We start from the raw sequence: 21,328 nt of genomic DNA, 5'->3' as shown, positions 1-21,328 counted from the left end.
GATAATTTTAATTATCCCTTACCATAAGTTTTTGAGTTAATGCTCGAAGATAAACTTTACGTTCATCGGAAACTTTAATATTATCTAAAGCTTGCATTGCTTTATCAATATAGATTTTAACTTGCGTCTCTGCGAGTTCCTTAATTTTATATTTATTATAAATTTCAGTTACAGTTTTTACTTTTAAAAGAGCTTCATCGCCCTCTGAAACCTGTAGCATAGTAAGTATTTCTTCAGATTCTGCTTCTTGAATAGCTTGTAACATTAACCAAGTTTTTTTATTAGATATAATGTCGCCACCAATTTGTTTTCCAAATTTCTCTGGACTAGCGTAAACATCTAATATATCGTCTTGTAATTGAAAAGCAATTCCTAAATTTTCTCCGAAACTATATAAATTTTCGGCATCTTCTACAGAAGCATTCGCTACTTCAGCGCCTAATTTTAATGCTCCACCAATTAATACAGCAGTTTTTAGTCTAATCATTTCAATATACTCCTCTAGAGTAACATCATCACGATTTTCGAACTCCATATCTAATTGTTGACCTTGACAAACTCCTTGTGCAGTAGAATTAAATGTAAAGAGCGCTCTTTTTAATACTGATATATCTAGATTTGATAATTGTTTGTTGGCCTCAACCATCATAACATCTCCACTTAAAATGGCATTATTAACACCCCATTTCTCGTGGACAGTAATTTTTCCTCTTCTTAATGGAGCGTTGTCCATTATATCATCATGAATTAATGTGAAATTATGAAAAGTTTCTATTGCCATAGCAGCATGTAGAGGTTCTTTTAAATCTTCATCAAATAATTCTGCTGCCATTAAAACCAATACAGGTCTAATTCTTTTTCCACCAAGTGCCATTATATAGCTTATTGGAGCATAAAGTTTATCGGGCTTAGAGGGGTATCGTAATTGTTTTATAGCCTCTTCTACTATAACTTGTAATTCAGATATATTGTGCATTATATTTTACCCTTTAAAGGTATTGTTTATTGCGATAAAAAACGCTTATTTGGAACAAAAATAGCTTATTAATTTCAAATCTAGGAATCGGAATGTATTTTAAAGTCTATTTGTCTTTTAGATAAATCTACTTTTTTAATTACAATCATAACTTCATCACCAAGTTGGTATATTTTTCCTTTACGTTGACCTATAATTCTATAATTTTTTTCATCTAAAACATAAAAATCATCAGTTAAATCTCTTAATCTAACCATACCTTCACATTTGTTTTCTATGATTTCTACATACATACCCCACTCGGTTACTCCAGAAATAATTCCTTTATAAACTTCACCAATATTATCTTCTAAGTATTCTGCTTGTTTGTATTTAATTGATGCTCTTTCTGCTTCGGCAGCTTTTTTCTCCATGGCAGATGAGTGAATACTTGCTAACTCGAACTCTTCAGCATTTGCTGATTTTCCATTGTTGAGGTAGTTTTCCAATAACCTATGCACCATAATATCTGGGTATCGTCTAATAGGAGAGGTAAAGTGGGTGTAAAAATCAAAAGCTAAACCATAATGATTGGTTCTTTTAGTAGTATAGATGGCTTTTGCCATAGATCTAATTGCGAGGGATGTTAGCATATTTTGCTCTTTTTTCCCTTCCACATCTTCCATTAAATAATTTAAGGATTTAGCGATCTCTTTATCAGATTTGGTGTTTATTTTATATCCGAATCTGGCAGCAAACGTCACAAAATTATTTAGATTTTCTAAGTTAGGAGCTTCGTGATTTCTATATACGAAGGTTAATTTATTTTTTCCTTTATGTTTTTTTGCAACATATTCTGCCACTTGTTTATTGGCCAAAAGCATAAAATCTTCAATTAACTTATGTGCATCTTTTCTTTCTTTCACATAAACACCTATCGGTTTTCCTTTTTCGTCGAGTTTAAATTTAACTTCGGTACTTTCGAAACTGATTGCGCCGTTTCGAAACTTTTCTTCTCTTAATAAATGTGCTAATTCATTTAATTTTAAAATTTCATCAACATGCTTACCTAATTTATTTTCTATAATGAGTTGTGCATCTTCGTATGAAAATCTTGTATTAGAATGGATTATGGTTTTGCCAAACCATTTATCTAGTATTTCTGCTTTATCATTCATTTTAAATACAGCAGAGAAGCATAATTTATCTTCGTTAGGGCGTAATGAACAAACACCATTACTTAATCGTTCTGGAAGCATAGGAATCACTCTATCAACCAAATAAACAGAAGTTGCTCTATCGTAAGCCTCTTTGTCTAATTCAGATCCTGGTCTTACATAATGCGACACATCTGCAATATGCACACCAATTTCATAAACCCCATTTTCTAATTTTTTAAATGAAATTGCGTCATCAAAATCTTTAGCATCTGCTGGGTCGATTGTAAAAGTTAAAACCTCTCTAAAATCTCTTCTTCCTTTTAAATCTTCCTCTGTTAATTGTTCTGGAATTGCATTTGCTTCAGCTTCTACAGCATCAGGAAATTGAAGTGGAAAACCATATTGGGCTAATATGGCATTCATTTCAGTGTTATTCTCTCCTTGAACACCTAGTACTTTAGTGATTTTTCCAATTGGATTTTTTGCACCTTCTGGCCAATCTGTGATAGAAACAACAACTTTTTCGTTGTTTTTTGCCTGATTAATATCTGGTAAAGGCACAAATATATCGTGCAACATCTTTCTATCGTCTGGAATTACAAAAGCAAACTTATCAGATACTTTTGCAATACCAATAAATTCTGTTTTTGCGCGCTTTATAATTTCTACTACTTCGCCTTCTTTCTTTTTTCCACTTTTATTGGCGTAAACATGCACGCTTACTTTATCGCCATTAAGTGCATTTCTTAGTTTTCTTGGAGCAACATAAATATCCTTTTCAAATTCATCATCTGGAACTACATAACCTGACCCATCGGCAGTCATATCTACCGTACCGGTAATTAGGATTTTTAAATCTTTGATCTTGTATTTTCCCTTTTCAGATTGTACGAGAACACCTGCTAATATTTGATCCTGAATTATCTCTTGAATAATTTCCTTAGATAATGGATCAGTTAAATTAAGCTTTGCTGCTATTTGTTTATAATTTAAAGATTGCTTTTTGCTCTTTTCGAAAACCCCAGTTATTAATTTTGCTAAAACTGCTTTAATGTTGGCTGATTTGTTTTTTGCCATATATTTTTATTGATTTTATAAAGGTAGGTTTAAAGTAACCCATACCATTATTTAATTGCTGGTTCTTTATATTAAACCAATATAAGGAAAATTGGTTTGTTGTAGGAATCTAATAATTTTAAATACTTAAAGATGATATAAAAATTTAATCCTAAAATTCAGAAATTGTTAAATTATTTAACGATTTCTACGTCTTCATCTTTAATTAATGCTTTGCCTTTTAATTTCAAAAGAATTTGAGCAATTGTTTGAACATCTAACTGACAATAATTTACAATTTTTTCTAAATCTTTTTCCAAATAAAAAAGGTCTTTAACCATACTTCCATCAACCATAGCTTTTGGTGATTCTATACCTAAAATATTCGCGAGTAGATCTAAAGAAATATAATGCTTAAAATCACCAAATCTCCAAAGTTCTAATGTGTCTAAATGATTTATTTCCCAAGGTTTTTTGCCTGTAATATTTAAAATTGATGGAATGGGCAAGGCATTAATTAATAATCTTCTGCAGATATATGGGAAATCGAATTCTTTCCCATTATGCGCACATAAAAGTACTTTCTGAGGGAGTTTGTTAAGAATTTCTAAAAACTGCGTTAATATTTCTTTTTCATCTGATCCAAAAAACGATTTTATTCTTAATTGAGGGGTGTTGGAATCAAATTTTATCCTGGCAATACTTATGCAAACAATCTTACCAAATTCTGCCCAAATTCCAGCTTTGTTGTAAAACTCTTCTACAGAAGTTTCTTTTCTTATTCCGCTCGATTTCTTATCCCATAATTTTTGCAAATGTTCAGGCATTTCCTCGAAATTTTGGTATTGAGGAACAGTTTCTATGTCTAAAAATAATACCTGTTGTAAATTTATATGAGCGAGCATACACTAAGTTAAGTAAAAAAATAGGCCTATATAATTAAATACAGGCCTATCAAATTATAAGTTTAAATTTAGGAAGTATATCCTAAAATTTTAAGTACTTGTTTGCTGTTTTGTTCTTCACCAAAAACCTCGAAATTAAAACTTTCGTCTCTGTTTCTTCTAATGATAACATGTTTTGGACTAGGTAATAAGCAATGATGAATACCACCATAGCCACTTAATACCTCTTGGTAAGCACCAGTATTAAAGAAGCCTAGGTATTGTACTTTTCTAGTTTTAGGCATAAATACAGAGTTCATATGCGCTTCTTGATTATAATAATCTTGTCCGTCGCAAGTAATTCCCCCTAAGTTTACTCTTTCATATTCGGCATCCCAATTGTTTATCGGTAGAAGAATATATTTTTGGTTTAATGCCCAAACATCAGGTAAATTAGTGATAAAAGAGCCATCTAACATTAACCACTTTTCGCGATCATTTTGTTGCTTACGACCCAATACTTTATATAGAATACCAGAAGCTTCGGCTACTGTGTATTTTCCAAATTCGGTAATAATATCTGGTTCAACTACATCGTGTTCAGCACATATTTCTTTAATACGCTTCACAATTTCGTTAACCATATATTCGTAATCAAAATCAAATACTAAACTGTCTTTGAAAGGCATTCCACCGCCAATATCAAGCGTATCTAATTCAGGATTTATCTTTTTAAATTTACAATATAATGTAACGTACTTTTCTAATTCGTTCCAATAATAAGGCGAATCTGTAATACCAGAATTAATAAAAAAGTGTAATAATTTAACTCTGAAATTAGGGTTAGAAACAATTTTATTGTTGTAGAATTCTATAACATCTTCTAATCTTACGCCCAATCTGCTTGTATAAAATTGAGAGTCTGGTTGTTCCTCTGCTGCAATTCTAATACCTAAATTACAAGGTGTATCCATTTCCACCTCATCATCGTAAAGGTTAAATTCTTCTTTATTATCTAAAACTGGAATAATGTTTTTATAACCATCGTGCAACATATCAATTATATATTGCTTGTATTGGTATGTTTTAAAACCATTACAGATTACGGTAATATCTTTAGTTACTTTCCCCTTTTTCTCTAAAGCTTCGATCATTGGCATATCAAATGCCGATGAAGTTTCTAAGTGGATATCGTTTTTTAATGCTTCTTCGACAATATGTCTGAAATGTGAACTTTTAGTACAATAACAATATTTATAATTTCCTCTATAGTTATTTTTAATTATAGCTTGTTGAAATAATATTTTTGCTTGTTGTATTTTTTTACTGATTTGAGGCAAATAAGTAAATCTCAATGGAGTTCCGTAAGTTTCAATCATTTCCATTAGATTTAAATCTTGGAAATATAGTTCATCGTCGATTACAGTAAAACCTTCCTGAGGGAAGCCAACAGATAGGTCAAGAAATTCGGAGTAACTCTGCATTTTTTAATTCAATATGAGAATTTAAAAGTATAAATAGATGAATTTTTAAAGGTAAAAAAGTAAAAACTAAAAAACAGATTAGGTTTACAAATTGTACTAATAATTCGCAAATATAAGACACTTTGAATAAAGTTTTGTTAATTATTTAAGTAGAATTAAGTATAACCTTTGCATTTACATAAAACTTACAATTAATTAATCACTGTTGTTTTTATTTATACATTTATATGAACAATTAGTTTTGATTTAATCTAAAATTTGAAACTGGAAATTTTATAAATATTTGAACCTGTAATGCGTTTTGTATTTATAATTTGGGATGTATTTTTTTAATTGAATAGGATAAAATAAATGGATTCGCAAATTGAAGTATCTAATACTACCAAAAAAATATTACCCATAATATTGGCTACTGCAATCTTTATGCAGATGTTAGATTCAACTATCCTTAATACTTCGTTGCCTGCCATCGCAAAAGATTTAAGTGAGTCGCCATTAGATATGCAAAACGCCATAATAAGCTATGTTTTAACATTAGCTTTATTTATGCCTGTAAGTGGTTTTTTGGCTGATAAGTTTGGAACTAAGAAAATCTTCATTATTTCTTTGATCCTTTTTAGTATTGGATCTTTATTCTGTTCGCTAGCTCAAGATTTAACACAATTGGTATTTGCTAGGATTGTTCAAGGAATTGGCGGTAGCTTGATGACTCCAGTTGGAAAACTGGCTTTAATTAAAACTTTTCCTAAAAAAGAATTAATGAAAGCAATGAATTTTGCCATAATACCCGCTTTAATCGGACCAGTTATGGGGCCTGTGGTGGGCGGTTATATGGTGGATTATTTGAGTTGGCATTGGATTTTTTTAATAAATATCCCAATTGGAGTTTTGGCGTTGATTTTAAGTTTAAAATATATGCCAAATTATAAATCCATTATAATTGATTTTGATTTAAAAGGTTTTATAATTTTTGCGATTGCCTCAATTTCATTGTCGCTTGCACTCGAAATGTTCGGAAATACGGCAAACATGACCCCTGTATTATTGATTTTCTTGCTTGGGTTTTTTATGTTGTATTATTATTATAAACATGCCTCGAAAGATAGAAATCCTATTTTCCCTTTAAATCTTTTTCAAGTTAGAACATTTAGGGTGGGAATTTTAGGTAATCTAGCTACCAGATTAGGAATTAGTTCTATTCCCTTGCTATTGCCCATGATGGTTCAAATAGCATATGGTAAATCTGCTTTAACTTCTGGTTGGATTGTGGCGCCCATGGCAATCACGGCTATGTTTGGTAAATCGGCCGTATTAAAAGTGCTGAATAAGTTAGGTTACAGAAAAACATTAATGAGTAATACTTTTATTATTGGAGTTTTAATATGTTGCTTAGCAATTCCTGGGATAAACAGTTCCATTTATTGGTATATTCCTATTATTTCTTTTCTAGGTTTCTTTAATTCCATTCAGTTTACAGCGATGAACTCTATTTCTATTGCCGATTTAAGGCATTATCATACCAGTAGTGGAAATTCATTTGTTTCAGTAAATCAGCAATTAGCTATAGGATTTGGCGTTGCTTTTGGCTTAATTATTTTAAAGCTTTTTCAAGGTGATCTCAATCTAATTCATCATGAAGTGCATAACGCCTTTAGATATACTTTTTTAGTAGTAGGTTTCTTAACCATATTATCGGGTTTTGTATTTCGTCGTTTACATTTTAAAGATGGCGATAATATGAAAGTAGGCTAGATTATTTGGGGGATTGGCTAATTAAAAAAAGCGTTTATAAGTTTTATGTTATATTTTCATTGCTAATTGAACATAAATTAGGTTTTTAATTTTGTTTAACTATATTTGAATAAAGTTAAACAAAATGGATAATTTAACTATTGCTCAATTATCACAATTTTCTGGAATTAAAGCGCATACCATTAGAATATGGGAACAGCGCTATAATGCCTTTACACCCGAAAGAAGTGAAGGGAACGTAAGGTACTATAGTGGCTTACAACTAAGAAGATTGCTGAATATTGTGAGTTTATTGGAAGCTGATTATAAGATTTCAAAAATTTGCAAATTATCTGATGCTGAGCTCGAAGCGTTAATTAAAAAACTTTATTTAGATGAAGCACCAGACAAGGGTGAAGTTTTTATTTCCCAGCTAATAACAGCAGGAACCCAATTTAACGCAGAAGAATTTTCGAAAATTTTAGCGCATTGTTTTAATATTTATGGTGTACTATCTGCTTACAAAAATATTGTTTATCCATTAATAAACAGGGTAGGGTTAATGTGGACTGCTAACCTATTGCCTCCAGCGCAAGAGCATTTCATGACTAATTTAATTAGGCAGAAAATATTTGCTTCAATAGATTTATTGCCAAGTAATAATTATTATAAAGAAACTTGGGTTTTATTATTACCTGAAGATGAGTTTCATGAAATAGGATTGTTGTTTGCTTATTATTTATTAAAAATTAATAACGTAAATGTAGTATATTTAGGAAGTAATGTACCTGTAAATACTTTAAATGTATCACTAAATGAGCTCAATCCCGACAATGTCTTAATGTTTCTTGTTCATAATAATCATGTTTCTAAGCCTCAAAACTATTTGGAAACCATAAACTCAAAAAAAATTAAAGGAAAAATATTTATTAGTGGCTTAACAAAAATGATTAAACAATTAAAGTTAAAAGATGATGTAGTTTGGTTAGAGACATTCGAGTGTTTTGAAGAACTATTAGAAAGGGTTGGAAACAATGACTAAAATAGCGATTATAGGTTCTGGATTCTCTGGTTTAAGTGCTGCTTGTTATTTGTCGAAAGCTGGGCATGAAGTTCATATTTATGAAAAAAATTCTACGATAGGTGGGAGAGCACGACAAATTAAAACTGAGTCGGGATATGTATTTGATATGGGCCCGAGTTGGTATTGGATGCCAGATGTTTTCGAGAAGTTTTATAATGATTTTGGTTATACTGCTGCAGATTTCTATGAATTAATTTTATTAAGTCCTGCCTTTAATATTGTTTTTCCTCAATCAGAATTACTGACTATCCCATCTAACTTTGAGGAAATTTGCGAACTTTTTGAATCTTTAGAAAAGGGAAGTTCCTTAAAACTTCAAGCTTTTATGAATGATGCCCAATATAAATATGATGTGGGTATGAAAAAATTGGTTTATAAACCTGGTTTATCTTTAACAGAATTTTTAGATATCGAGTTAATTAAGGGGGTTTTCAAGCTGGAAGTTTTTACCTCGTTTAGTAAACACGTTAGAAGCTATTTTAAGCATCCAAAGCTTATTGCATTAATGGAATTTCCCGTTTTGTTTTTGGGAGCTATGCCTAAAGACACACCTGCACTTTATAGTTTAATGAATTATGCAGGTTTAAAACTTGGAACATGGTATCCAATTGGTGGATTTGGGACTGTAATAGATGCTATGGCAAAAATTGCTATCGAAAATAAAGTAAAGATTTACACAAATTCTCCAGTAGAGAAGATCAATTCTCAAAAAAAGGTTGTCAGCGGAATCAAGGTAAATGGTGAAAATTTGGAATACGACTATGTAATTTCTTCTGCAGATTATAACCATACTGAAAAGCAATTATTAAGTAGCAACGAAAGAAATTATTCAGATAATTATTGGACAAAAAAAGTTTTTGCGCCATCGTGTTTAATATATTATATCGGACTAAATAAAAGAGTTAAGAACTTAGAACACCATACTTTATTTTTTGAAGAAGATTTGGATCAACATGCAGTTGAGATTTATAAACAACCAGAATGGCCTAGTAAACCTTTATTTTATGTTTGTTGTCCGTCTAAAACTGATAATACAGTAGCTCCGGCTGGACACGAAAATCTATTCTTATTAATGCCAATTGCTCCAGATTTGGAGGATACTGAAGAAGTAAGAGAGCAGTATTTTAAAGTGATGATGGCGCGATTAGAAAAGCAAATAGGAGAGCCGTTGATGGAACATATTGACTACAAGAAAAGTTATTGTGTTGAAGATTTTAAATTGGATTATAATTCATTTAAAGGAAATGCATATGGATTGGCGAACACATTAATGCAAACCGCTAATTTGAAGCCTTCTATTAAAAGTAAGAAAATAGAAAATCTTTATTACGTAGGGCAACTTACTGTACCTGGTCCAGGTGTACCTCCATCTATAATATCCGGAAAAATAGCAGCAGAACTTATTTTAAATAAAACCAACTAAACATATATGAAGCAATTGTTTGATGATTTATCTGTAGGAATTAGCAAAATGACTACCCAAAAATATAGTACGAGTTTTTCGTATGGTATTTATTTTTTGAGTCCTACAATAAGGAATGCTATTTATTCCATTTATGGTTTTGTAAGAGTAGCAGATGAAATAGTGGATAGTTTTGAAGGATACGATAGGGCAAAACTCATGGCTAAATTTAAGGAAGAAACTTATGAAGCAATTGAGCAAAAAATTTCTACAAATCCTATTTTAAACGCATTTCAACAAGTTGTGAACACATATTCTGTAGAAATTGAATTGATAGATAGCTTTTTAAAAAGCATGGAAATGGATTTGCAAAAAATTGAATATACGCGTGAAAAATTTAATGAATATATTTTAGGTTCTGCAGAAGTTGTTGGGTTAATGTGTTTACATGTGTTTTGTCAAGGTAACAAAGAACAATATGAAAAGCTAAAACCTTATGCTATGAAATTAGGTGCAGCTTTTCAGAAAGTTAATTTTTTAAGGGATTTAAAAGACGATTATGAAATTTTGGGTAGAAATTATTTTCCATCTGTAAATTTCAAGGCATTCACAGCAATAGAGAAATCAGAAATTGAAAGTGAAATTGAATCTGATTTTAAAGAGGCTTTAGTTGGTATAAAAATGTTGCCTGCTAACTGTAAATTAGGCGTTTATTTAGCATTTATTTATTATAAATCGTTATTCAAGAAAATCAAGAGATTGCCTGCTTCAAAGATTTTAGCAGAAAGAGTAAGAATTAACAATACCCATAAAGTTGGGCTAATGATTAATAGTATTGTGAGCTATAAAATGCGAATTCTATGAAATTATTGCTCATTGCATTCTTGACTTTCATCAACTCTACATCAATAGAACTAAATCAAGTTAGAAAATTATATGTAGATGCTGTAAGAAGTAAAGAAGCATGCGAAAATTTAATTAACAGATTAAATAAAATAAGAGAGGATGATGCGCTTTTGCATGGATATAGAGGAAGTGGGATTATAATTATGGCGAAGCATGTAATTAATCCGATTTCTAAATATTCTAATTTTAAGAAGGGCAGAGATATTTTAGAAAAGGCAGTTACAAAAGATAAAAATAATATTGAATTGAGGTTTTTAAGGCTGATGATACAAAGTAATCTTCCAAAATTCTTGGGGTATAAAAGTAATATCTCCGAGGATTTGGATTTTATAAATGAAAATTTGAATAAAGAAAAAGATCTTCAGTTAAAAGAATTTATCTCTAATTCATTAAAAAATAATAAACTTAAATAACAACTTATGGAAGAGTTATTAATTCTGGTAGATGAGGATGATGTAGAATTGGGATATTTAGATAAGTGGAATGTACATAAAATAGGCTTACTTCATAGGGCGTTTTCTGTTTTTATATTTAATAGTAAAGGCGAATTATTGCTGCAACAACGATCAGATGAAAAATATCATTCACCTGGCGTTTGGACAAATACATGTTGTAGTCACCCTTTAAAAGGCGAGATCTTAGAATCTGCCATATTTAGAAGATTAGAACAAGAATTGGGTATGCAATGTCCAGTTACATTCCAATTTAAATTTCAATATAAATCTCATTTTGAGAACGATCTGGTAGAACATGAAATAGATCATGTTTATTTTGGATGGAGCGATCAGCAACCAAAAATTAATCCTGCGGAAATAAAAGATTGGAGATATATCTCTTTAGATAATTTAAAACTTGAAATGGAGCAGTATCCAGATAATTTTTCAACTTGGATAAGAATATGTTTCCCACAAATTGAGGCGTCTATTAAGCTACATAATAATTAAGAAATATATTATGAGAAGATACGAACTGTATGCTGAACAATGGCTGCCTATTCAACTAGATGAAGCTTGGTCATTTTTCACTAAACCTCGAAATTTGGAAATTCTAACTCCTAAATTCATGCAATTTGAATTTTTGACTAAAGAAAATTTTAATATTGTGGAAGGGATGATATTAGATTATAGAGTTAGACCATTATTAAATGTTCCTCTAAAATGGACCAGTAAAATAGTAAATGTTAAACCTTTACATGAATTTACTGATATTCAGATAAGGGGACCATTTAAGTATTGGGAACATACCCATTCATTTGTTGAGTCAGATAACGGAGTACTAATAAAAGATAATCTAAAATATGAGCTTCCTTTTGGGATTTTAGGAAATATAGCTCATTCTTTATTCGTTAAAAATAAGGTTGACTTTATTTTTTCATATTGAAAAAAAGTATTACATAATCGTTTTATATAAAGTTTTAAGATGATAAACATATTAATTGTATTGGGCGCATTTATAATTATGGAAGGAGTGGCGTGGTTTGCTCATAAATATATTATGCACGGATGGCTGTGGGTATTCCACAAGGATCACCATAAAAAAGAAACGGATGGATTTTTAGAGCATAATGATTTCTTTTTCCTAATTTTTGCAATACCAGGCATTATTTCACTCTATGTGGGGATGCAAAACAACTTTAATTTTTGGTTTTTTATTGGTTTAGGTATAACCTTTTATGGTGCTGCATATTTTTTTATTCACGATATTTTTATACACCAACGATTTAAAATTTTAAGAAATTCTAATAACACTTATTTAAAGGCGTTAAGAAGAGCGCACAAAATGCATCATAAACATTTAGGAAAGGAAGATGGAGAATGTTTTGGGATGTTATGGGTGCCATTTAAATACTTTGTAGAGTCTAAAAAGAAATAATTATCCTATGAAATCATTATATTTATTAGTGAATTTTTTCACAATTATAATTCCATTTTTATTTTCATTTCATCCTAAGATTAAATTTAATAAAACATGGGGTGCTTTTTTTTCGGCAGCTATTTTAGTTGGATTGATATTTGTGATTTGGGATGCCATATTTACTAAAATGGGTGTATGGTGGTTTAATGATAATTATATACTCGGAATAAAACTGGTTGGTTTGCCAATAGAAGAGATTTTATTCTTTATTTGTATTCCATTTTCGTGCATATTTACCTATTTCTGTCTAGATAAATTTTATGATTTAACTTGGAATAAGAAATTTGAAAACCTCTTTTTTATTCTTTTCTCTTTATCATTAATTGTTATTGCAACCATTTATATAAATCAAATTTATACGGCAATAACATTTTATAGTACTGCATTAGCTTGTATTTATTTAAAATTCATTAAACCAGTAGATTGGATAGGAAAAGCTACAACTGTTTATGGAATTCTATTATTGCCATTTTTTATTGTAAATGGTGTATTAACTGGTACTGGAATAGAAGATGCCGTAGTAAAATATAACCCCGATGATTTTATGGGCATTAGAATGCTAACCATTCCGGTAGAAGACTCCATTTACGGTTATTTACTTATTTTATTGAATTTATTGTTATACAAGAAATTTTTGAACGGCAATAAAGAAAAACCTGTATGAACCTTAAACTTTCTGTTTTAAATGGCTTCGCCTTAGTATTTACAATTGTAATGAATTACCTTTCAAACACAGGTGTATTGAATGGTAATACCATGGGCATAGTTTCTGCTAAATATTCCAATTATTTTACCCCAGCAGGCTATGCTTTTTCAATTTGGGGTTTAATTTATATTGGATTATTAGGATTCGTAATTTATTCGGGAAGGGGTTTGTTTAATAAATCTAAGAACAATACAATATCCACTAAAATAGGATGGTGGTTTGTATTATCGTGTATAGCAAATTCATTATGGGTTGTGGCTTGGTTGTATGAATATATGGCAGTTTCTGTAGTTATCATGATATTTCTGTTATTCACTATATTAAGGATAGTAGTGAAATTTGATGACCAAACACAGAAACATACATTAGCAATTAGATTATTTGTGTTATGGCCATTTAGTATTTATGCGGGTTGGATATCAGTAGCTTTGATAGCAAACATTGCGGCTTGGTTAACCAGTATTGGTTTTGAGGGATGGGGTATTTCTGCAATCAACTGGACCATTCTTATGATATTAATTGGCGGGGTAGTAAATATCTTTATGATATTGAGGCGATATTTAGTTTTCTTTGGTTTAGTGGGTGTTTGGGCATTCTTAGCAATATCAGTAGCAAATAGATCAGTTATAGAAGCATCAAATATTGTAATGGTTAGTAATGTGGTTGCAATCCTCTTATTAATAACATCCTTGGTTATAATTTATTCTAAAAAGAATACAATTATTAAATAATAAAAGTTGTTTTGTTAATTTTAGATTTCAAAATCCTAATTTAAAGTAAATATAGTATGCCAAATTTGGAATATTAATTATTATTAATTAAATTAGAAAATAATTCTTACGTTTTGGAGTTTTTTGAAGTGTAAGTATTTGTATAAGCTGATTATGAAATTAAAAAATTCATTATCACCTTTAATCATCCTTCCAGAGTTTTTCCTTGTGGCAATTGTTAATATTGCCCGAGGAAAGGCTCAGGTAATTAAATTATCTTTTTTTAAAGATATGGGTAACAAAACAAATCAAAGAATATGCAGTTATAAAAGTGGGCAGTAGGCGTCTGCCCACTTTAAAAAAAAGTGCTAATTGTAATTATTATAAATAGCTTCTGAACAATCCCTACATCCATTGCATTTAGCATAATTTTTTTTAGCAACTTCTATTGCCTCCATGCTAGTTTTGAAATATCCTAAGATAGTTCTTTGTCGCATGTTTGGTAAATGAGCACAATTCTCTGTATGAATAACATGATCCCCATTTGATTGCGGTAAAATGTTTACAAAGTATATCATTGTTTAATAGTTTGGTTACAGAGCAAATGTATATTAATGCCAAACTCAATTTATACGGTTATCCGTAAAAAGCTAAAAAAAATATAATTTTTTTAAACAATTCCATTTTCTTTAACAAAAGCGATGAGTTGTTCTGTGGTGATAATATCAAATGATTCCTTTATTTTATTTATCCTTTTTTCAATAGAGCTTAGTCCAGAAGGTTTAATATTATTTTGTTCTAAGATTTCAGGAATCTCTTTTTGCATTTTGCCTTGAGCTAATAGCTTCAATACAAAAACATCCCATTCAGAAAATTCAAAAATATTTAGCGAGTTAATATTGGTTTTATAATCGTGGTGAAAATATTTTTTGCCTACCAAGAGCGCTTCAAATGCAGATTTCAACTCCTTTGCATCATTTCTAGCTTTTCTAATATAACCATCAATATTATAATTATCGTAAAGCGATTTAATAATAGCAGGTTTATTCTCGGATGAAAAAACAAGGATTTTTATTGTTGGTTGAATTTCTCTAACTGCCTTTATTAAATCGAAGCCACATTTTAGAGTTTGTACTCTATGATCAGTATCAAATGAAAGATCAGTTATTAAAAGGTCATATGGATTATTCTCCGAAATAGATTTTTTAACTCTTAAAAAAGCATCGTCACAATAATAATTGTAATTTATGTCCGAAACTCCGAAATCGTTCATTGTTTTCTGTACAGAAATATTTACGGTTTCATGGTCTTCTGCAATTAGAACTCTATGAATCATCTATTGAAACTTAATAAATAGGGAAATTGATTTTAATATTTAGGCCTTTATTCATTTGTGAATCAAAGGTAATATCGCCCTTTAAGTTTTTAATACGGTTAACCGTACTATTTAATCCATTTTTGTAAATTACTTTATCATCAAACCCTTTTCCATTATCAATATAATTTATGTTTATTGAATTGTTCAGATTTTCAAATTTCAAGGTTATTTTATTGGCTTCGCTATGTTTTTTCATATTTACCAATAATTCTTGAATTATATTTTCTACTTCATATTTGGTATTAACATTAACTTTTTTCCATAAATTTTCCGAATTTCCTACCAATAAAATAATTCTATTTTCATTAGAAAATGAATCTACTAAATCGGAGATTTTTAAATGGAAATTTTCATATTCTTCATCGGTGGTTTCATAAGAAATGTCTCTAGATTTTTCGTACATATCTTCCAGTTTATCTAGGATTCCTTCTCTATCAATTTCAGATTGATTTTCAATTTCATTCATTACTCTATAAATGCCATTGGCAACAACATCATGTACTTTTTTAGAAGTTTTTAATTGATTTTCTCTGATAGAGCTTTGTAATTCTAATTCTAATTTTTGCTTTCTTTTTTTATACCATAGTATTGAAAAAAATATGGTGGTAATTAGACCAAATACAACTAAGCCAGAAATAAATCGTTGCCTAATTATTTGGTCTTTTTGAACATCTAGGTTTCGCTCTAATAGAAGTTTATCGTTTTTTAATTTCTCCGTTTGATATCTAATTAATGCAAATTGATTTTTATCTATTTGTCTTGCAGAATTTAAACTGTCATTTAGTTTTAAATATTCATTGAAATAATTTTTGACTAAATTGGTGTGACTAAAATTTATAAGATAACTTAAAGCCTCAATTTTACTGTCGGGGTGATTGATTAATTTGGCTATTTTATACATTTGTTCAGCATAATAAAGCGCCTTTGACCGGTCAGAATCTTCGTAATATTGTGCTAATTGAGAATAACTAGAATTTTGACCTATATAATCTTTTTCTTTAATTCTAATATTTAATGCTTTTTCTAGGCCTGGTAAAGGATTGTAACTACTATCTGCGCTCCATTTAGTAAAAGAATAATTAGCTAGGATTCGAGCATGATTTACGGGATGAGTTGGTTTTTTAATAATTTCTTCAAAAATTTGAATCGATTGCTTTAAATCTCCTGCATTTCTATAGGTAGTCGCTAAATTATTTAATGCTGTAATTATTTTATTACTATCTGTTTGATATTTAAATGCTTCTTTGTAAAATTTTATGGATGCTTGATAGTTTTTTAACGAATAATTTGCAATACCTAAAGTATTATTTATAGACGATAAAGATTGAAAATGTTCGTGGTTAGTGGTGTCGAATTTAGAGAGGGCTTCAAGTAAAATTTGCTGACTTCCATAATAATCTCCTTTCATGGCGGCAATCATTCCTTGGTTAGATAATGCCTTTCCTTCGTTAACCGAGTCTTTTAGTTCTCTGAATATTTCTTTTGCTTTAGCATAATTTATAAAAGCAGAATCGATTTTGTTTTCATCAAATTGCTTTTCTGCTAATTCAAAATATTCATTTTTTAGTTCCTTATTAGTGGGTGTGTTTTTTTCTTTACAAGAATATAATCCTACTAAAAGTATAATTATTAATACTGTTTTCTGTTTCATGCGCTTTAAGTAATTAAAAATAAAGATTTTTTAATTTAAAAACACAAGAAACACTTCTTAATTTGAACTTTAACTTAAAATTTGTTTTTTTCTTGAATCCAAAGCGATAAATATTTAAAACTATTAATATTGTTGTAATTTAAAATACTACCTATAAAATTTTTGATTCGATGGTTTTTTAAATTATTTAAAAGGTAAAGATGCTTTTCTGTTAGTTTAGGATAAAACTTAAATTTATCGTATTTTAAATTTAATAGCTCTAATCCTTTTTGTTGAGCATTGTACCAATTTGTAGATTGGGTATAAAAAGTATAAGCCTCATCAATAAATTCTTCCATGTTTTGAGCAATAGCACCATTCCAGATATGATCAATATTCATACCTTCTGCGCCTATAACAGTGGTTATATTAGGCGTTCCACTTTGCATAGAATCTATTAATTTGCCTTTTGCACCGGCTCCAAATTTAATAGGAGCTAATAAAAGTCTGTATTTTCCAAGGGTTTCTACAGCATTTTCTGCTCTTCCTTTTATAATAAACCTTTCTTTTGGATTATTTAACTGGTAAACTTTTTCGCTAGGATATGCCCCATAAATATGTAATTCAGTATGGGGTAATAATTTGCTCAATTTGGGCCAAATCTCTTTTTTTAAAGTTAATGTTGTATGCCAATTGGGTTCATGTAAAAAATTACCAATGAACATAAAGTTTGCTCTATCTTCAAATGTTTTCCAATTTGAAGTATGATTATGGTCTGGTATTTCTTCTAAGAAAGGTAGATATAACAGTAAATCCTCATCAATTCTAAACTCATCTTTTAATAGATTCATTTCTTCTTCAGAAATTATTAATGATAAATCACATCTTAAAATTGAAGCGATTTCTCTCCGGGTTACATCGTTATATAAGTTAATTTCTGAATTTTTCTTTATAGACTGAGCTCTAGAAATTCTCAAAAAATGTAGGTCTTCCGTATCTAAAATGGTAATAGTATTCTCTAGTTGTTCCCTAACTCTCCATCCATATTGTTCTTCAGTTATATATCTGTCAAACAATACAATATTAGGATTTATATTAAGTAGCACTTCATTAAAAGTATTGCTATTTAATTCAATGTTAATTTCTGTTATATTTATTTTTTCTAGATTTTCACTAAAAGAAGATTTGTTTGCGGCAGATGCGAAAAAGATTTCATATCCTTCCAATTTATAGAATTTAATGAGTTGCATCATTCGGGTTCCGGCGGCAGATGATGTAGGTTCTGGCCATACTAAGCCTATTATTAAAATTCGATTAGAAATTGGAGCCATACCTTGCAAATGTAAGTTATCTTGACTTAAAAATTGGCTTTGTTGGGTTTTTATAAACTCTATTTTCCCGCTTTAAAAATTCCTTCTTATACAGCTTTTTATTAAATTTGGGACAGAATGTGTTTTTATTGCTTTTTCTCTGGAGAAAGTAGGTTAGGGTGTTAAATTATACCTATATTAACATTTTTAACTCATTAATAAAGTTTCAAATTAAACATCTACAATATGACTAAGGCTATTAAGGTTATTGAAGTTAAGTCGGAAATTGGTGCTGGTACCAGAGGTGCAAGTATGGGTGTCGATGCAATAAAGATTGCTGGCCTAGATTTTAATAGTCGTTTTTTTAAAAGACATAAAACTGTTGAGGTGCCAAATGAGAATCATTTATTGTTGGAAGCCTCTGGAAGTCCATATGCAAAACGTATATCTGGTATTTTAACCATGGTAGAGCGGGTAGAAAAGGAAGTGAGTCATACTTTAAACGAAAATCAGTTTCCAATTATCTTAGCTGGTGATCATAGTACGGCTGCAGGTACCATTTCGGGAATTAAATTGGCTCATCCAAAATCGAGATTAGGCGTAATTTGGATAGATGCGCATTCTGATATGCATTCACCTTATACTACACCATCTGGAAATATGCATGGAATGCCTTTGGCAATGGCATTGGACGAAGATAATTTAGATATGCGTGTTAATAATCCGGATCAAGAGACAATTAACTATTGGTATCAGCTTAAGAATACTGGAAATATTGCGCCAAAAATAAATTATCGGGATTTGGTTTTAATATCTGCTCGGGATATGGAAAAACCCGAAGAATATTTATTGAAAAAGCATAAAGTTAAGAATGTAACCACTACAGAAGTGCGGAAACGGGGAGTTGAACGGATTGTTATAGAAACGATGAAATATTTAGAAGATTGTGATCTTATTTATGTTTCATTTGATGTAGATTCTATTGATCCAACTATTTCTAAAGGTACTGGAACTCCGGTTCCTCAGGGATTAACAGAGAAGGAAGCAGGTGGATTAATTTCCCGATTATTAACTTATAAAAAGATTTGCTGTTTTGAGATGGTTGAGGTAAATCCAACCTTAGATAAAGAAAATATCACCGCAGAACTAGCATTTGAAATTCTGATTAAAGCATCTAATGCTTATCAAAACGAAACGTAATGAACATAGAACAAGAAATATTAAAATTTACTAAAAAAGCTGCCCAAGAATTATATTCGGCAGAAATTCCAGATAATCAAATCAATTTACAACCAACTAGATCTGAATTTGAAGGTGAAATTACATTGGTTGTGTTTCCATTTTTAAGATTTTCTAAAAAAAGTGGAGAAGAAACTGCACAAGAAATAGGAAAATATTTGCAAGAGCATATTGAAGATGTTGTTTCTTTTAATGTTATTAAAGGGTTTTTAAATTTATCTATTGCTCATAAGTATTGGTTAAACTTATTTAATGAGGCACTCTTAAATCCAAATTTTGGTTTTGCAAATGCTAATGGTAAAAAAGTAATGGTAGAATATTCTTCGCCAAATACGAATAAGCCGCTGCATTTAGGCCATGTTAGAAATAATTTATTAGGATATTCTGTCGCCGAAATTTTAAAGGCTGCAGGTTATGATGTAATTAAGGTTAATTTGGTTAACGATAGAGGAATTCATATTTGTAAATCAATGTTGGCCTGGCAAAAGTGGGGAAATGGAGAAACACCTGAGACTTCTGGACTAAAAGGAGATCATTTAGTTGGTAAATACTATGTGGTTTTTGACAAGGAGTATAAGAAACAGATAGATGAGTTAAAATTGTCTGGTAAAACCGAGGAGGAAGCTAAAAAATTAGCACCACTTATTCTTGAAGCGCAAGAAATGCTTCAGAAATGGGAAGCAGGCGATCCAGAGGTTATTCAGTTATGGAAGATGATGAACGACTGGGTATATGCTGGCTTTGGAATTACTTATAAAAATTTAGGGGTAGATTTCGATAAATATTATTATGAAAGTAATACTTATTTATTAGGAAAGGATACCATTGAATCGGGCTTAGCAAAGCACGTATTCTTTAAGAAAGAAGATGGCTCTGTATGGATAGATTTAACAGCTGATGGATTAGATCAGAAATTGGTTTTAAGGGGCGATGGTACTTCGGTTTACATTACGCAAGATTTAGGTACTGCTGAGATGAAGTATGCTGATTTTGGTATGGAGGAGTCTATTTATGTGGTGGGAAATGAGCAAGATTATCATTTTAAAGTTCTATTTCTGATTTTAGAAAAATTAGGCATGTCGTGGGCTAAGGGCTTACACCATCTTTCTTATGGTATGGTTGATTTGCCTAGCGGAAAGATGAAGAGTAGGGAAGGTACTGTGGTAGATGCAGACGACTTGATTGATGAAATGATTGAAACCGCTAAGGAAAAGACGGAATCTTTAGGTAAAACCAACGATTTTAATGAGGATGACAAGGTAGTTTTATACAGACAAATTGGATTAGGTGCATTAAAATATTTCCTTTTGAAAGTTGAGCCAAAGAAAAGGTTATTATTTGATCCAGCAGAAAGTATAGACTTTCAGGGGAATACTGGACCATTTATTCAATATACACATGCAAGAATAAAATCTTTATTAAGTAAAGCCAATTATAACCAACAAGTATCTAATATTGATGTCGATTTAGATCCAACTTCATTGGAATTAATTTTAAGTATTTCTAAATTTCCAAATGAAATAAAATCGGCAGCAAAATCATATAGTCCGGCTTTGATTGCAAATTATTTATACGATTTAGCGAAATTATTTAATAAGTTTTATCATGAAGTTCCTCCAATTGTAAAAGAGGAAAATGAAGTTTTAAAACAACATAGATTAAATATATCTGCCTTAACTGCATCAGTCCTTAAAAAAGGAATGCAATTATTAGGAATTGAAGTTCCAGAGCGTATGTAATTGTAGGAACTAAATGAAATTAAAAAAGGCAATGATTATA

At 30.3% G+C, this 21,328-nt stretch carries 20 protein-coding genes; 12 read left to right on the top strand and 8 right to left on the bottom strand.

The window, feature by feature from the left end:
- Positions 1-7: 7 nt before the first annotated feature.
- The 4 genes from VRU49_RS09950 to VRU49_RS09935 form a co-directional block, all read right to left on the bottom strand.
- The gene (locus tag VRU49_RS09950) at positions 8-976 is read right to left on the bottom strand and encodes a polyprenyl synthetase family protein (RefSeq protein WP_330146633.1); all 969 of its coding nucleotides are present in this window, start codon (positions 974-976) and stop codon (positions 8-10) included.
- Between the two features lie 80 nt (positions 977-1,056).
- Positions 1,057-3,192, bottom strand: a complete 2,136-nt coding sequence (gene rnr / locus VRU49_RS09945) for a ribonuclease R (RefSeq protein WP_330146632.1) — start codon at positions 3,190-3,192, stop codon at positions 1,057-1,059.
- Positions 3,193-3,365: 173 nt separating this feature from the next.
- Positions 3,366-4,076 carry a 3'-5' exonuclease gene (locus VRU49_RS09940; protein ID WP_330146631.1) on the bottom strand — a complete coding sequence of 237 codons (711 nt, stop codon included), beginning with the start codon at positions 4,074-4,076 and terminating at the stop codon, positions 3,366-3,368.
- A gap of 68 nt (positions 4,077-4,144) precedes the next feature.
- The gene (locus VRU49_RS09935) at positions 4,145-5,539 is read right to left on the bottom strand and encodes an arginine decarboxylase (RefSeq protein WP_330146630.1); all 1,395 of its coding nucleotides are present in this window, start codon (positions 5,537-5,539) and stop codon (positions 4,145-4,147) included.
- Positions 5,540-5,890: 351 nt separating this feature from the next.
- On the opposite strand from VRU49_RS09935, the gene VRU49_RS09930 reads away from it, so the two are divergent.
- The 10 genes from VRU49_RS09930 (at position 5,891) to VRU49_RS09885 (ending at position 14,013) form a co-directional block, all read left to right on the top strand.
- Positions 5,891-7,291, top strand: a complete 1,401-nt coding sequence (locus VRU49_RS09930; protein WP_330146629.1) for an MFS transporter — start codon at positions 5,891-5,893, stop codon at positions 7,289-7,291.
- Between the two features lie 124 nt (positions 7,292-7,415).
- Positions 7,416-8,312 carry a MerR family transcriptional regulator gene (locus tag VRU49_RS09925; protein WP_330146628.1) on the top strand — a complete coding sequence of 299 codons (897 nt, stop codon included), beginning with the start codon at positions 7,416-7,418 and terminating at the stop codon, positions 8,310-8,312.
- On the top strand, positions 8,305-9,777 hold the full coding sequence (locus VRU49_RS09920; protein WP_330146627.1) for a phytoene desaturase family protein: 1,473 nt from the start codon (positions 8,305-8,307) through the stop codon (positions 9,775-9,777). Before VRU49_RS09925 ends, VRU49_RS09920 begins: the two co-directional genes overlap by 8 nt.
- Positions 9,778-9,783: 6 nt before the next feature.
- Positions 9,784-10,620 carry a phytoene/squalene synthase family protein gene (locus VRU49_RS09915; RefSeq protein WP_330146626.1) on the top strand — a complete coding sequence of 279 codons (837 nt, stop codon included), beginning with the start codon at positions 9,784-9,786 and terminating at the stop codon, positions 10,618-10,620.
- A complete protein-coding gene (locus VRU49_RS09910) occupies positions 10,617-11,075 on the top strand; it encodes a hypothetical protein (protein WP_330146625.1) in 459 nt (152 codons plus the stop codon). The genes VRU49_RS09915 and VRU49_RS09910 overlap by 4 nt, the downstream gene beginning before the upstream one ends.
- 6 nt (positions 11,076-11,081) lie before the next feature.
- Positions 11,082-11,606 carry an isopentenyl-diphosphate Delta-isomerase gene (gene idi / locus VRU49_RS09905; RefSeq protein WP_330146624.1) on the top strand — a complete coding sequence of 175 codons (525 nt, stop codon included), beginning with the start codon at positions 11,082-11,084 and terminating at the stop codon, positions 11,604-11,606.
- A gap of 10 nt (positions 11,607-11,616) precedes the next feature.
- Positions 11,617-12,042, top strand: coding sequence for an SRPBCC family protein (locus tag VRU49_RS09900; protein WP_330146623.1), 426 nt, complete (start codon positions 11,617-11,619; stop codon positions 12,040-12,042).
- A gap of 39 nt (positions 12,043-12,081) precedes the next feature.
- Positions 12,082-12,534: a sterol desaturase family protein gene (locus VRU49_RS09895; protein ID WP_330146622.1), complete on the top strand. Its 453-nt coding sequence runs from the start codon at positions 12,082-12,084 to the stop codon at positions 12,532-12,534.
- Positions 12,535-12,541: 7 nt separating this feature from the next.
- The gene (locus tag VRU49_RS09890; RefSeq protein WP_330146621.1) at positions 12,542-13,240 is read left to right on the top strand and encodes a lycopene cyclase domain-containing protein; all 699 of its coding nucleotides are present in this window, start codon (positions 12,542-12,544) and stop codon (positions 13,238-13,240) included.
- Positions 13,237-14,013, top strand: coding sequence for a hypothetical protein (locus VRU49_RS09885; protein ID WP_330146620.1), 777 nt, complete (start codon positions 13,237-13,239; stop codon positions 14,011-14,013). Before VRU49_RS09890 ends, VRU49_RS09885 begins: the two co-directional genes overlap by 4 nt.
- 347 nt (positions 14,014-14,360) lie before the next feature.
- Here VRU49_RS09885 and VRU49_RS09880 read toward each other — a convergent pair whose 3' ends face one another.
- The 4 genes from VRU49_RS09880 to VRU49_RS09865 form a co-directional block, all read right to left on the bottom strand.
- Positions 14,361-14,570 carry a hypothetical protein gene (locus tag VRU49_RS09880; RefSeq protein ID WP_330146619.1) on the bottom strand — a complete coding sequence of 70 codons (210 nt, stop codon included), beginning with the start codon at positions 14,568-14,570 and terminating at the stop codon, positions 14,361-14,363.
- Between the two features lie 92 nt (positions 14,571-14,662).
- Positions 14,663-15,328, bottom strand: coding sequence for a response regulator (locus tag VRU49_RS09875; RefSeq protein ID WP_330146618.1), 666 nt, complete (start codon positions 15,326-15,328; stop codon positions 14,663-14,665).
- Positions 15,329-15,338: 10 nt separating this feature from the next.
- On the bottom strand, positions 15,339-17,021 hold the full coding sequence (locus VRU49_RS09870; protein WP_330146617.1) for a tetratricopeptide repeat protein: 1,683 nt from the start codon (positions 17,019-17,021) through the stop codon (positions 15,339-15,341).
- Between the two features lie 74 nt (positions 17,022-17,095).
- Complete coding sequence (locus VRU49_RS09865) at positions 17,096-18,331, bottom strand: glycosyltransferase (protein ID WP_330146616.1); 1,236 nt, start codon at positions 18,329-18,331, stop codon at positions 17,096-17,098.
- A 225-nt stretch (positions 18,332-18,556) separates the two neighbouring features.
- Between VRU49_RS09865 and VRU49_RS09860 the strand changes: the two genes are divergently transcribed.
- Positions 18,557-19,510, top strand: a complete 954-nt coding sequence (locus tag VRU49_RS09860) for an arginase (RefSeq protein WP_330146615.1) — start codon at positions 18,557-18,559, stop codon at positions 19,508-19,510.
- Positions 19,510-21,288, top strand: coding sequence for an arginine--tRNA ligase (argS, locus tag VRU49_RS09855; protein ID WP_330146614.1), 1,779 nt, complete (start codon positions 19,510-19,512; stop codon positions 21,286-21,288). The genes VRU49_RS09860 and argS overlap by 1 nt, the downstream gene beginning before the upstream one ends.
- Positions 21,289-21,328 lie beyond the last annotated feature (40 nt).

The organism is Pedobacter flavus, from assembly GCF_036324285.1.
Lineage (GTDB): Bacteria > Bacteroidota > Bacteroidia > Sphingobacteriales > Sphingobacteriaceae > Pedobacter > Pedobacter flavus.
This window is presented reverse-complemented; position numbering and strand designations above follow the sequence as displayed.

Excerpts from the sequence above, each read along its gene's own strand:
- VRU49_RS09875 (WP_330146618.1), bottom strand. The coding sequence starts at position 15,328 with ATGATTCATAGAGTTCTAATTGCAGAAGACCATGAAACCGTAAATATT.
- VRU49_RS09950 (WP_330146633.1), bottom strand. The coding sequence starts at position 976 with ATGCACAATATATCTGAATTACAAGTTATAGTAGAAGAGGCTATAAAA.
- VRU49_RS09880 (WP_330146619.1), bottom strand. The coding sequence starts at position 14,570 with ATGATATACTTTGTAAACATTTTACCGCAATCAAATGGGGATCATGTT.
- VRU49_RS09915 (WP_330146626.1), top strand. The coding sequence starts at position 9,784 with ATGAAGCAATTGTTTGATGATTTATCTGTAGGAATTAGCAAAATGACT.
- rnr (WP_330146632.1), bottom strand. The coding sequence starts at position 3,192 with ATGGCAAAAAACAAATCAGCCAACATTAAAGCAGTTTTAGCAAAATTA.
- VRU49_RS09885 (WP_330146620.1), top strand. The coding sequence starts at position 13,237 with ATGAACCTTAAACTTTCTGTTTTAAATGGCTTCGCCTTAGTATTTACA.
- VRU49_RS09940 (WP_330146631.1), bottom strand. The coding sequence starts at position 4,076 with ATGCTCGCTCATATAAATTTACAACAGGTATTATTTTTAGACATAGAA.
- VRU49_RS09900 (WP_330146623.1), top strand. The coding sequence starts at position 11,617 with ATGAGAAGATACGAACTGTATGCTGAACAATGGCTGCCTATTCAACTA.
- VRU49_RS09935 (WP_330146630.1), bottom strand. The coding sequence starts at position 5,539 with ATGCAGAGTTACTCCGAATTTCTTGACCTATCTGTTGGCTTCCCTCAG.
- VRU49_RS09865 (WP_330146616.1), bottom strand. The coding sequence starts at position 18,331 with ATGGCTCCAATTTCTAATCGAATTTTAATAATAGGCTTAGTATGGCCA.
- VRU49_RS09910 (WP_330146625.1), top strand. The coding sequence starts at position 10,617 with ATGAAATTATTGCTCATTGCATTCTTGACTTTCATCAACTCTACATCA.
- idi (WP_330146624.1), top strand. The coding sequence starts at position 11,082 with ATGGAAGAGTTATTAATTCTGGTAGATGAGGATGATGTAGAATTGGGA.
- VRU49_RS09925 (WP_330146628.1), top strand. The coding sequence starts at position 7,416 with ATGGATAATTTAACTATTGCTCAATTATCACAATTTTCTGGAATTAAA.
- VRU49_RS09870 (WP_330146617.1), bottom strand. The coding sequence starts at position 17,021 with ATGAAACAGAAAACAGTATTAATAATTATACTTTTAGTAGGATTATAT.
- VRU49_RS09860 (WP_330146615.1), top strand. The coding sequence starts at position 18,557 with ATGACTAAGGCTATTAAGGTTATTGAAGTTAAGTCGGAAATTGGTGCT.
- argS (WP_330146614.1), top strand. The coding sequence starts at position 19,510 with ATGAACATAGAACAAGAAATATTAAAATTTACTAAAAAAGCTGCCCAA.
- VRU49_RS09920 (WP_330146627.1), top strand. The coding sequence starts at position 8,305 with ATGACTAAAATAGCGATTATAGGTTCTGGATTCTCTGGTTTAAGTGCT.
- VRU49_RS09890 (WP_330146621.1), top strand. The coding sequence starts at position 12,542 with ATGAAATCATTATATTTATTAGTGAATTTTTTCACAATTATAATTCCA.
- VRU49_RS09930 (WP_330146629.1), top strand. The coding sequence starts at position 5,891 with ATGGATTCGCAAATTGAAGTATCTAATACTACCAAAAAAATATTACCC.
- VRU49_RS09895 (WP_330146622.1), top strand. The coding sequence starts at position 12,082 with ATGATAAACATATTAATTGTATTGGGCGCATTTATAATTATGGAAGGA.